The organism is Clostridioides sp. LIBA-6622 (assembly GCF_056716095.1).
Genome location: NZ_CP196998.1, coordinates 3,155,261 through 3,168,290, shown reverse-complemented (window position 1 = coordinate 3,168,290; position 13,030 = coordinate 3,155,261). Strand labels below are relative to the sequence as shown.

Annotated in this window: 11 protein-coding genes; 10 read left to right on the top strand and 1 reads right to left on the bottom strand. The window is 25.7% G+C overall.

The window, feature by feature from the left end; genetic code table 11:
• Positions 1-11: 11 nt before the first annotated feature.
• From ACTG47_RS14965 to ACTG47_RS14935, 7 genes are all read left to right on the top strand, one after another.
• Positions 12-1,571, top strand: a complete 1,560-nt coding sequence (locus ACTG47_RS14965; RefSeq protein WP_479925138.1) for a putative bifunctional diguanylate cyclase/phosphodiesterase — start codon at positions 12-14, stop codon at positions 1,569-1,571.
• A complete protein-coding gene (locus tag ACTG47_RS14960; protein ID WP_169469915.1) occupies positions 1,568-1,966 on the top strand; it encodes an Rrf2 family transcriptional regulator in 399 nt (132 codons plus the stop codon). The genes ACTG47_RS14965 and ACTG47_RS14960 overlap by 4 nt, the downstream gene beginning before the upstream one ends.
• Before the next feature lie 39 nt (positions 1,967-2,005).
• Positions 2,006-3,739: an N-6 DNA methylase family protein gene (locus tag ACTG47_RS14955; protein ID WP_479925137.1), complete on the top strand. Its 1,734-nt coding sequence runs from the start codon at positions 2,006-2,008 to the stop codon at positions 3,737-3,739.
• Positions 3,740-3,970: 231 nt separating this feature from the next.
• Positions 3,971-5,182 (top strand): patatin-like phospholipase family protein, encoded by a 1,212-nt coding sequence (locus tag ACTG47_RS14950; RefSeq protein WP_479925136.1) that lies wholly within the window; start codon positions 3,971-3,973, stop codon positions 5,180-5,182.
• A gap of 191 nt (positions 5,183-5,373) precedes the next feature.
• Positions 5,374-5,634, top strand: a complete 261-nt coding sequence (locus tag ACTG47_RS14945) for an HPr family phosphocarrier protein (RefSeq protein WP_054271330.1) — start codon at positions 5,374-5,376, stop codon at positions 5,632-5,634.
• Between the two features lie 256 nt (positions 5,635-5,890).
• A complete protein-coding gene (ptsP, locus tag ACTG47_RS14940; RefSeq protein WP_479925135.1) occupies positions 5,891-7,603 on the top strand; it encodes a phosphoenolpyruvate--protein phosphotransferase in 1,713 nt (570 codons plus the stop codon).
• A 197-nt stretch (positions 7,604-7,800) separates the two neighbouring features.
• The gene (locus ACTG47_RS14935) at positions 7,801-9,072 is read left to right on the top strand and encodes a DUF4830 domain-containing protein (RefSeq protein ID WP_479925134.1); all 1,272 of its coding nucleotides are present in this window, start codon (positions 7,801-7,803) and stop codon (positions 9,070-9,072) included.
• Positions 9,073-9,486: 414 nt separating this feature from the next.
• Here the strand turns inward: ACTG47_RS14935 and ACTG47_RS14930 are convergent, their stop codons facing one another.
• Positions 9,487-10,152: a hypothetical protein gene (locus ACTG47_RS14930; protein ID WP_169469920.1), complete on the bottom strand. Its 666-nt coding sequence runs from the start codon at positions 10,150-10,152 to the stop codon at positions 9,487-9,489.
• 344 nt (positions 10,153-10,496) lie between these two features.
• On the opposite strand from ACTG47_RS14930, the gene ACTG47_RS14925 reads away from it, so the two are divergent.
• The 3 genes from ACTG47_RS14925 to ACTG47_RS14915 all read left to right on the top strand — a co-directional run bounded on the left by ACTG47_RS14925 (position 10,497) and on the right by ACTG47_RS14915 (position 12,926).
• Entirely contained in the window at positions 10,497-11,927 is a 1,431-nt protein-coding gene (locus tag ACTG47_RS14925) for a DUF4116 domain-containing protein (RefSeq protein WP_479925133.1), read from the top strand.
• Between the two features lie 243 nt (positions 11,928-12,170).
• Positions 12,171-12,776, top strand: coding sequence for an accessory gene regulator ArgB-like protein (locus ACTG47_RS14920; protein WP_479925132.1), 606 nt, complete (start codon positions 12,171-12,173; stop codon positions 12,774-12,776).
• A gap of 3 nt (positions 12,777-12,779) precedes the next feature.
• Positions 12,780-12,926, top strand: coding sequence for a cyclic lactone autoinducer peptide (locus ACTG47_RS14915; protein ID WP_479925131.1), 147 nt, complete (start codon positions 12,780-12,782; stop codon positions 12,924-12,926).
• The last annotated feature ends 104 nt before the right edge of the window (positions 12,927-13,030 follow it).

Here is a 13,030-nt window from a genome sequence, read left to right as displayed (position 1 = left end):
GGGGAATTTATATGAATAAAAATAGTATGACAAAAATTTACAGTTTAAATAAAATAATTTTTATCATAATCGGAATTTTGGGAATAGTTTTACTCACAAGACATGTTGGAATAGATATAAAGGCATTAATTTTACTTTTACTAATATTATTTACTATAAATGTATTTATTTCATATCTTAAAATTAAGCTATATGAGGAGAACCTTAATTTAGAAATAGTAAATAATAATAATTCAGATAAGATTATAAATATTACTAAAGATGAGAACTTTTTAAAACATATTCAAAATTATATTATCAGCAATAAGAAAGAAAACTGTGTAATGGCTTGTTTTGATTTATGTAGACTTAAACTTATAAATGATATATACGGTTATGAACTAGGAGATGAAGTATTAGATAATATTTCAAGTAATTTAAAAAGTTATTTTGGTGAAGAGGCTATTTATGGAAAACTAAAAAGTGATGTTTTTATATTAATAATAAAGCTTGAAGATAGAGAAGAGAAAATTCCTTATTTGGTAAATCTTATCAAGAATAAAATTGTGACATTAAGTCAGATTGACAGTTTTAAAATGAATATAAATGTTGAGGCATCGATTGGAATTTATAGATTTAATAATGATGAAATTGATATAAAAAAAGCTATGGATAATGCTGATATGGCAAGAATTAAATCAAAAGGATTAAAGCACATAGAGTATGTAGAATTTGACTCTATAATGGAAGAAGAAATACAATCACTTATGCAAATAGAGCAAGATTTATTTTTAGCTATTAAAAATAAGGAATTTGTAATTCATTATCAACCTAAAGTTGATTCGAGTACAGGTAAAGTTATAGGTTCAGAGGCATTAATAAGATGGATACATCCGTCTTTAGGTATGGTTGGACCAAATAAGTTTATTCCTATAGCTGAAAGAAGTGGTTTGATAAATAATATTGGTAGATGGCTGATTCAAGAAGTCTTTGTTACTATTGACAATTGGATTTCAGAAGGGATAAATGTTTTGCCAGTTTCAATAAATCTTTCCAGAGTAGAACTATATAAAAATGATTTAGTAGATTTTTTAAAATTAATGTTTAATACATACAACGTTCCTAAAGAGCTCATAGAAATAGAAGTTACAGAAACAACAGCACTAAGAGATGTAAAGTTTATAAGTGAGAGACTTTATGAAATTAAATCTTTAGGTATAGATATATCATTAGATGATTTTGGGGTAGGCAACTCAAATTTTATCAATCTTAAGGGGATACCACTAGATGTTATAAAAATTGATAGGTCACTTATACTAGATATAGTTACAAATACAAAGACAAAGTTTATGGTAAAAGCAATTGTTAATCTTTCACAAGATTTAAATTTAACTGTTATATGTGAGGGTGTGGAGGATATGGAGCAGGTTAAAGTTTTAAATGAAATGGGATGTAATTTAATACAAGGGTACATATTTTTTAAGCCTTTAGATGAGAGTAGTTATAAAAGAATTCTTACTGACAGAAGTTATGTAAATCTAGAAGAATCTTTTTTAGATAAATACATGGCAGTTGAGGAGGCGGAAGAATGATTTCAGAAGATGCAGATTATTCAATAAGAATTATAAGAGCTATATTTAATAATGGTGAAGATAATCCAATAGATGCTAAAACAATACTAAAAAGTGAAGATATACCAGTACTAACATTGTATAAGCTTCTTAGAAAACTTTGTGCAAATAATATACTTACTTTTAATAAAGAAGATGGTAAGAAATACATGTTAAATGTATCATTGGATACAATAAGTTTAAGAACTATTGTAGAAGTAATTGATGGGAAAATATATATAAATAAATGTACGAGATATGTATCTAATTGCAGTAATTGCTTAAAAGGTTGCAAAGTAAATCGTGAGTTACTAGAAATAGAAAAAGAAATCTATAAACTTTTATCAAGAAAATCTATAAGACAAATACTAGAATAATAAATTTTCAACTATGATAATAATTGGAGGTTTTCAGCTATGGATGATATATCTCAAGACAATTTTCTGCTGTCTAAAGAGTATGAGAATAGTTTAGATGTAGATACTAAAAAAGCAAGTGGAATATATTATACTCCTAAAATCATTGTCGATTATATTGTAAAAAAAACTTTAAAAAGTCACGATATAATTAAAAATCCATACCCACGAATACTCGATATTTCTTGTGGGTGCGGAAATTTTCTTTTGGAAGTATACGATATTTTATATGATTTATTTGAGGAAAACATCTATGAATTAAAAGAGAAGTATGACGAGACTTATTGGACTGTTGATAATATACACAGTCATATATTAAATTATTGTATATATGGTGCTGATATTGATGAGAAAGCAATAAAAATCTTAAAAGACAGTTTAATAAACAAAAAGGCAATAAATGACTTAGGGGAATCTGATATAAAGATTAATCTATTTTGTTGTGATAGCCTTAAAAAGAACTGGAGATATAAGTTTGATTATATAATTGGTAATCCACCATATATTGGTCACAAAAAACTTGAAAAGAAATATAAAAAATTTCTTATAGAAAAATACAGTGAAGTTTATAAAGATAAGGCTGATTTGTATTTTTGTTTTTATAAAAGGATTATAGATATCTTGAAACAAGGAGGCACTGGCAGTGTTATAACTCCAAGATATTTTTTAGAAAGTCTATCAGGTAAAGATTTGAGAGAATATATTAAATCAAATGTCAGAGTTAAAGAAATAGTTGATTTTTTAGGTGCAAATATATTTAAAAATATAGGGGTATCTAGTTGTATACTTACTTTTGATAAGAAAAAATCAAAAGACAAATCTATAGATATATTTAAAATAAAAAATGAGGATATCTGTATAAATAAATTTGGAACTCTAGAAGAACTTTTAAATAGTAGCAATTTTGATTATTTTAATATAAATCAAAGTTTGTTGTCTGATGAATGGATACTCGTAAATAAAGCTGATGGAGTTTTTTATAATAAGATACAAGAAAAGTGTAACTATAGTTTGGAAGATATAGCAATAAGTTTTCAAGGAATAATTACAGGTTGTGATAAAGCGTTTATTTTAAGTAAAAATGATGTAAAATTGAACCTTGTAGATGATAAATTTTTAAAATGTTGGATAAAAAGTAAAAATATAAATAAATATACAGTAGATAAAAGTGAATATAGGTTGATATACTCGAATGATATAGATAATGAAGAAGAAAATAAGAAAATACTTGATGAGATTATAGGAATATATAAGTCAAAGCTAGAAAACAGAAGAGAATGCAAAAATGGAATAAGGAAATGGTATGAACTTCAGTGGGGAAGAGAAAAGCTTTTCTTCGAAAGGAAAAAAATAATGTATCCTTATAAATCAAAAGAAAATAGATTTGCGATAGATTATGATAATAACTTTTCAAGTGCAGATGTATATTCTTTTTTCATAAAAGAAGAGTATTTAGATAAATTTTCATATGAATATCTAGTTGGAATTTTAAATTCCAGTATTTATGATAAATACTTTAAGATAACTGCTAAAAAAATGAGCAAAAATATATACGACTACTATCCTAATAAGGTTATGAAGATAAGAATTTTTAGAGATAATAATTATGAAGAAATAGAGAGTTTATCAAAGCAAATAATATCAATTTTATTAAATAACTCTATAGATAAAGAAAAGGTAGAAAGGTTACAGATAAAAATGGATAACTTAATAATTGATTCTTTAGGTATATAAGTTTTTATAAATATGAATAAAATTACAGGATGTTAATTATTTATCTAAGATTTGAATAAAAAGTTAACCGTATAAAAAGTATTAAAGATATATACTTTTAAATGTTTTTTTGATAAAATAAAAATAAATTTGTGCAATTTTATTTTTCTCCAATAACTAAAAATAGTTTTTTGAATTAATATTTGCTGAGAAATAGAAATCAGAAACGTTTTTAATATAGTAGGTGATAATATGAAAGGATTAGTTTTAGAAGGTGGAGGAACAAAAGGAGCTTACCAAATAGGGGCTTATAAGGCTTTAAGAGAGCTTGGGATAGAGTTTCAAGGAGTAACTGGCACATCAATTGGTGCTTTAAATGGAGCATATATAATTCAAAATGATATTGAAGTAATGGAAGATATTTGGTTAAACTACGATTATACTCACTTTATGAATATGGATAAAGATACCTATGAGAAATTTAAAAATGTAGATTTTACTACTAAAAATATCAATGCACTTTTTGAACTTATAAATAAGGCTAGAAAAAATGAAGGTATAGATATAAGCCCCATGAGACAATTAATGGAAACTACATTAAATGAGGATGTAATACGAAAATCAAAAAAAGACTTTGGGCTTGTTACAGTTTGGTGGGATAAAAAGATTAATCCACATCCTTTATATATTGAAGATATGCCACAAGGAAGATTGATTGATTATTTAATTGCTAGTTCTAGTTTGCCTATTTTTCAATCAAATATAATGGATGATAAATTATATCTTGATGGAATGTTTTGTGATAATATGCCAATAGGACTTTTAGAAGACAAAGGTTATGAAGATGTTGTTGTAATTAGGTTGATTGATGATTTTCTTGGAAGAATGAATTTAAATAAACATCAGAATATAAATATAAAAACTATAATACCATCAGAATATTTGGGAGGTTCTCTTAATAAAGATAGAGATAATGTAGAAAAAAATATTCGATTGGGTTATTTGGATACTATGAAAGCATATGAAAGATGTAATGGGATTAAATACTATTTTGATGTAGAATATAAATATAATGAAGAATATTGTTTTGATAAGTTTAGAAGTATGAGTAATGAAACTGTGCAATTTATTTGTAATTTATTAAATATAAAGAGAGATGTTTCTTTAAGAACTATTATGGAAAGTGTAATACCAAAGCTTGGTGAGACACTTGGATTACCAAAAAATTTTTCATATAAAGATTTATTTTATTGTATATATGAAAAAAAACTTGAAGAAAATAGCATAAATAGAATAAAATTATACGATTTTAACAAAGTTATAGATGTTGTAAATACAAATATTGATTCTAATAAGAACTTAGCTTCTAATTTTGAAATCAGACCTAAAATTAGTATTAAAAAGAACAAAAATACAAAATTATTGACAAATTGTATTATAAAAGACTTAAAAAATCAAAGTTAAATAAAAAACAAAAAAAAATTTGTAATTATACTCGAAAAAAGTGTATATTAGTAGTATAATATTTTTGTAGCACTAGTGGGAACAAAAAATGACCATAGGACAAAAAAGTACCACTAAGTACCATTAAAGTAAAAAATAGGAAAACAATTTTAAAAAATATAAAATGTAAAGTCTATAGGAGGATTTAAAAAATGGAAAAAGTAGTTAGTATCAAAAATGCAAGTGGATTACATGCTAGACCAGCAGGAATGTTTGTTAAGAAGGCAGCTGAATTCAAATCAACAGTAGAAGTTGTAGCAAAAGACAAAACTGTAAATGCAAAATCAATAATGGGAATAATGAGTTTAGGTTTAGCTCAAGGAGAAGAATTAAAGTTAGTTGTAAATGGAGACGATGAAGAAGTAGCTTTAGCTGCAATGGTTGAATTAGTTGAAAGTGGATTTGGAGAATAGATATAATAATTTTTTAGATTGATATTTATAATCTAATCATTACTTAAAGTAAAAGTAACAGAGAAACATTAAACATATACAGATTGATATTTGTAGATATTTAATTTCTTTGTTACTTTCATGTTTATTTAATCAGAAGATTAAGACTATTGTTAATTGGGTATGAAAATACAAATATTTTAGAATATGAAATAAGATATTTTTAATCATAAATTCAGTGTAAAAATACAGAAGATATTTTTTAGGAGGTAGAGTTATGGCTTACAAAGGAATAGGTGCTTCTCCAGGTGTTGCTTTAGGGAAAGCGTTAGTAGTTGAGCATAGTGAATTAGTAATTGAAAAAAAATCTATAGATAATGTTGAAGCGGAAATTGCTAAATTAGAAAATGCAGTTGCAGTTTCTAAAGAAGAATTAATAAAGGTTAAGGAAAAGGCTTCTGAAGAATTAGGAGCAGAAGAGGCAGAAATATTTGAAGCACATTTATTAGTTTTAGAAGACCCAGAATTAATTGGTTCTGCAATAGACAAGATTAAAACTGAAAATGTAAATGCAGAGTATGCTTTAAATGAAATAAAAGAGATGTTTGTTAGTATGTTTGAGTCTATGGACAATGAATATATGAAAGAAAGAGCAGCAGACATAAAAGATGTTACAAATAGAATACTTAGACATATATTAGGAATTAAAGTTGTTGATTTATCTGCTTTAAGTGAAGAAGTAGTATTGATAGCACATGATTTAACTCCATCAGATACAGCAACTATGAATAAAAAAATGGTTTTAGGATTTTTAACTGATATAGGTGGAAGAACTTCTCACACAGCTATAATGTCTAGAACTTTAGAAATAGCTGCAATCGTTGGATTAAGTGATATAACTTCAAATGTTAAGGATGGAGATTTTGTAGTCTTCAATGGAGATACTGGTGAAGTAATCATTAATCCAGATGAAGAGACTATAAATAAATATACTGAGTTAAAAGCTAAATATGAAGAAGAGAGAAAAGCATTACAGTTATTAAAAGGAAAAGCATCTGTGACTTTGGATGGAAAGCATGTAGAATTAGCTGGTAATATAGGGACTCCTAATGATATAGAAGGTCTAATAAAGAATGATGCTGAAGGTGTTGGTCTTTATAGAACAGAATTTTTATACATGGATAGAGATTCTTTCCCAACTGAAGAAATTCAATATGAATCTTACAAAGCTGTACTAGAAGGAATGGATGGAAAACCTATAGTTATAAGAACATTGGATATAGGTGGAGATAAAGAATTAAGTTATTTAAGTATGGAACCTGAAATGAATCCATTTTTAGGTTATAGAGCAATAAGACTTTGCTTAGACAGAAAAGATATATTTAAGACTCAATTAAGAGCTTTATATAGAGCAAGTGTTCATGGGAAACTAAGAATCATGTTCCCTATGATTTCATCTTTAGAAGAATTATTACAAGCTAAAGAAGTTGTAAAAGAAGTTTTAGCAGAACTTGATTCTGAGGGTGTGGCTTATGCTAAAGATGTAGAAATTGGTATGATGATAGAAGTTCCATCTGCTGCTGTAATATCTGATGTACTAGCTAAACATGTAGACTTCTTCTCTATAGGAACTAATGACTTAATTCAATATACTTGTGCAGTTGATAGAATGAATCAAAAAATAAGTTATCTTTATAACCAATTTAATCCAGCTGTTTTAAGACTTATAAAGACTGTTATAGACAATGCACATAAAGAAGGTAAATGGGCAGGTATGTGTGGAGAATCTGCTGGAGACCAAAAAATGATACCAATACTTTTAGGTATGGGATTAGACGAATTCTCTATGTCTCCAATATCAATACTTCCTGCTAGAAAGCTAATAACTTCAGTTAAAGAATCAGATATGAAAAAATTAGCTGATGAGGTACTTAATATGGGTACTGCTGAAGAAATAAAGAAATATATTGAAACTAGTTTTAATATGTAATTATTAAATTATATCTACATAAATACTTATTTAGGTAGATTATAGATAGTGAAAATTATTTTATGAATAAGTAAAAGCCATAGTTTGTTATATATACTATGGCTTTTTTATTGTATAATTTAAGATATTATAATATTTATAGTTTGGTATTAAGAATATAGTCTGCATCTAATAAATATTTAATGGAGGTATACAATTTGAAAAGAATAAAAGCAAAAGTGTTTATTATAGCTATACTTGTTTTGAGTTCTATAATATTATATTTAAATACAAAACACAACTTAATAAGTGATAAACAGGATAAAAAAATATATTTAGATTTAAAAGATACAAAAAAAATAGAGATTTATAATAATATTAGTCAAGAAAAAGAGTATAAGCCAATTTTAATTTCAGACAAACATCTAATAGATGAAATATTAAATTATTTAAATAGTGTAGAGGATTATGATGAAAAAGATAAGAACACAAATGAGATTACATCAAAAAGCCAGAGTATAAATTTTTATAATAGTGGAGGAGAACAAAAAATCATAAATTACTCATATAATAGTACACATAATGTTGGAAATATTGAATATAATAATGAAAAATTTAATGTACCACATGATTTTTTTAGGTTAACATCATCACTTGAAGAATTTAGGCCTCAATATTCAAAAGTACCTAATGATGTAAAGGAACTTTTTAAAAAGTATAACTGGACACCAAGTTTTCTAATAGCTTCTCAACAAAAAACAATTCCAAATAATTTTAAGTACTCATCCGAAGATACAGTGGAGAAGATATACTGGGCATATAATATAGAGTTATCTAAAGATATAGGTTTAGACTTTTCAAACTTAAAATCAAAAGAGATTACTGCTGAGATATATAATTTAACAGAACCATTATCAGATGGACTTAAAGATACTCTATTAAGTACTAGAGGTATAATAATAAGGTATGAAGGGAAAATTGTAGGGTCATATATTGATTCTGGAAGGCATGAAGGGAATGCTATTAGCTTAAAAAGACATAGTTTTAAAGATGTGGTAAAAGAAGACTTAAATATATGGGTGGAGGATAATTGTATAGATAAGTCAAATCCTTTATATATAGAGGTATCAAAGCTAAGTAATGAGGATTTAATAAAAATGTATATAAAGGCTATAAAAGAAAATAATACAAAGGTTTTATTAACTACTATGGATGTAGAAAGTAAGATAAGCACTCTCTTTATTAATTTGGATAATCATAAGCTTTTTAATGATACTAAGTTTGAGATGAATTTACCAGATTATATTGATAATGATAAAATTGTATATATGGAAAAGATGGATTTAAAAGAAAATGATAAGAGATGTTATAATGTGATATTTGGGGGTAATGATATAATGAGTGACACTGGAAGAGGAACTTTCTCAGATATTAATATTGATGTTGTAAATGAAAAAGGAGTGTGGAAAGTGTCTGGCTTTACAAAATAAATCTAGAATAAATATTGTTAAAAATTAATATTGTATTGAAAAATAATTAAAAGTATTTAATAATAGAATTAAGGGAAGACTAAGTTTATAAATAAAAATAAATAATAAAAAATTAATAAAATAAATGTGATATCCAAATAAATCCTGAATCTAATTTGAGTTTTAATATAGAGAGTCTAAAGTTTGATTATTAAAGATTTAATTGTAAGTGGTTACAGTTGATGATATTGATATAGAGATTAAAGTTTAGAATAGAAAGTTACCTTAAATTTAAAAATGCAAGATAACACAATCTAAAAATTATAATCACTCAATGGGTTTATGGATTTATTTGTTTATTATAAATAAATGGGAGTAGATTTATCTACTCCCATTTTGTATACTATTGTTAATTTAATTTAAAAATTTATAATACTAGCTAAGACTTTCTGCATTAGTAGCAAATAATTTTTTAATAGCATTATTTCTAGCATTTAAATCATTACTAGAATCATTTGTTTTTTTCATAATTACTGAGTAACGTTTTTTATTTATAAAAAATATTAAAATCTTATCATCATCAAAATTGTATTCTTTGTATCTATCAATAGACTCATAACCTAAGTTTAATATGTCCTTATTTTTTATACTATCTACATCTAAAATGTATGATGGGTCAGCCTTTAGTAATATATTAATTAAACATTTTTCTTCACCAGCACAGAATAACTCCATTTTATTTGATATAGATTTAGATTGTTCTGAAGTTATTTTTGCAGGAATAAGGTCATTATTATCATCTCTTAAAAGATGGCCATGTGTGTCTTGTTGATACACTAAATTGACTTTTTTCTTAGGGACGCTGATTATTTTGTCTAAATGCACATAATGATGATTTTCAACAAATCCTTCATTTAATATTTCAACAAAATTGTCAATCTTACCTAGACAAAAAGATTCTATAGATTCTTTACAGAATTTATTTGTAAATGGGATTATGTTTACGTTTTCCTCATCTGTATTCCATGCTATGGCATAATCTAACGAATATACTTCTTCCTCTATATCTGCAAAATTAAATTGTACTATCTTTCCTTTCAAAATTACTCGACCTCCATCTTTATAATATATTTAATATACTTTATAAAACTTATATTATATTTAAATAATATCATAAATTGAATGATTATGATATAGTAAATGATAAAAAAATTGAAAAAAATCACTATAAATGAGTAATAAATATAAATAGTGTATACTAATGGGATGAAAAATGTCCAATATTAACTTTATCACCCCACATATGTAAAATAAATTTATTAATATAAAATATAATCTATCGACAATGAATAGACTTTTAAAGGAACTTAATATAAAATTAATTAAATAAATACTTAAAAACGATTTACTTTAATGATAAAATCGTATTAAAGGAGGTTAATTTTATGGATATAAAAAATAAAATTAAATCTATATTTTTACCAGAAAAAGATGACTATTTAGATGATGAAGAATTTGAGGATGATATAGAGAATAATGAGGAGAATTCAAAGGAAGACAATAAAGTACATTTAAATGACTTAAGCAGAGTAAAATATGATTACAGAGAATTAAAAGACATAGAAAATCAGACAGAAGAAATGTGTTTATTAGCAGTAAAACAGGATGGGACTATAATTGAGTTTGTAAAAGATAAGACTTATAGAGTATGTATGGAAGCAGTAAAACAGACATACAAGGCTCTTAAGTATATAACAAATCAGCCTGAGGATGTTTGTATAGAAGCAGTTAAACAGAACTACAGAGCTTTATATTACATAAATGATAAGACAGATAATGTATTAATTGAAGCTATAAAAAACGCATCTAATCATGATGTCATGGAAGTTTTTAAATTTGTAGAAAATCAGACTGAAGAGGTATGTTTAGCATTTATAGAAAGAGCATCAAAGAATGATGTGGCAGAAATACTTAAAGATATAAAGGAGCAAACTCCAACTATATGTTTAGAGGCAGTAAAAAAAGATGGAAAATCTTTAGCTTATGTCAAAGAACAAACTTTAACTATATGTTTAGAAGCAGTAAAAGAAAACTATAGTGCTCTACCTTGTGTGGAAGAACAAACAGAAGAAATATGTATAGAAGCAGTAAAACAGAATGATTTTGCCTTGTATTATGTAAATAAGCAGACAGAAAAAATATGTATAGAGGCAGTAAGAAGAAGTTATATGGCACTACAATATGTAAAAAAACAGACAGAAGATATATGTATGGAAGCAGTTAGAAGTGATGGAAGAGCACTACAATACGTAAAAGAACAGACAGAAGATATATGTATGGAAGCAGTTAGACGAAATGGAAAAGTATTACAATATGTAAAAAAACAGACAGAAGATGTATGTATAGAGGCGATAAAAGGTTCATTTGAAGAACTTCAAATAAAAGAAATATTAAGCTATGTAAAAGTTCCAACAGAAAGAGTTTTTGTAGAAGCAGTAAAACAAAATGGAAAGACTCTTAAATATATAGAAAATCAGACTGAATTAATGTGTATAGAGGCAGTAAGAGAAAATTATAATGCTTTACAATATGTAAAGAAACAAACAGAGGAAGTTTGCTTAGAAGCGGTAAATCAAAGCTATGAGGCTCTTAAATATGTAAAAGAGCAAACAGAAGAAATTTGTTTAAAAGCAGTAAAGCAAGATTATAGAATGCTAAAATATGTAAAGAGACAAACAGAAGAGATATGCTTAGAAGCAGTAAAACAAAATTATAGAGCTTTGGAATTTGTTTATAATCAAACAGAAAAAATTTGCTTGGAAGCAGTAAAACAGAATAGAAAAGCATTACAATATGTAAAACAAAAACAAAGTTAAAATATATAGAAAAATATATGTAAAAACACCTAGCTTATAGTAATAAGTTAGGTGTTTTTATGTATATAAAGCATAGTAAAAGTATTTTATTATAATTATTTTGTTATATAAAGAATAGCCAAAGATTTATATAGGTCTTTTTTTGACCAGTTTTACAATTTTAGCAACTAGTTTTGTAAAGTATATTGAATTTTCTCAAAAAAGAAGGTATTCTATGTATGTAAAATTTTTTTGGAGGTAAAAATGTTTAAGAAATCTGCTGATAAAATGACATCTGTTTTAATTTGTAATAATATGATAGATAATAATGAGTCCAAAGTTTATTCTTATGGATTTGAAATATTGATAGCTTTTATAGTTAATATAACTACCATGCTGCTCATAGGTTTTTTATTTGGTAAATTTACATATATATTGTTTTTTTTAATGTGTTACTGTCCAATAAGACAATTTTCAGGTGGGTATCATGCAGACAATTATTTTAGGTGTCTATTGACTTTTGTTTTTATAATTTTATCTACAATATTAATTATAGAAAACCTAAATTTATACTTATTTAAAAATATCATTATGGTTATTGCTAGCATTAGTTGGGTTGGAATTTGTATTCTATGTCCAATAGAACATAGAAGCAATCCTATAAGTGATAGAGAAAAGTCAACTTACAAAAAAGTTGCTGTGTCTATATCTACAGTAATATTATTAATGACGGTTTTAAGTTTTTTATTGAATATATTTGTAGATTATTTCATATATAGCGTATTTGCTATGTTTTGGATTTTTATAATGTTGTTATTAGGGAAATTAAAAGCTAAGAATTTAAGTAAAATATGTGTGAGGGAGAATTAAGTTATGAAGAAGTTTTTTGTAAAATTTATGAAGTTTGCTAGTTCATTAGCACTTAGCACTGCAATCTTGTCAGCTAATAGTACTTGTCCCTGGATTATACATCAACCTAAAGTTCCTAAAGAAATTAAGCATTTAAAGAAGATAAATTAAATACAAGCAATTATATAAAATTATTATAAAAAAGAAATTATTATATTTTAATAAGATTAAAACTATATAAAAATTAGAAATAAAATTTATTTTAGGGGCGCATA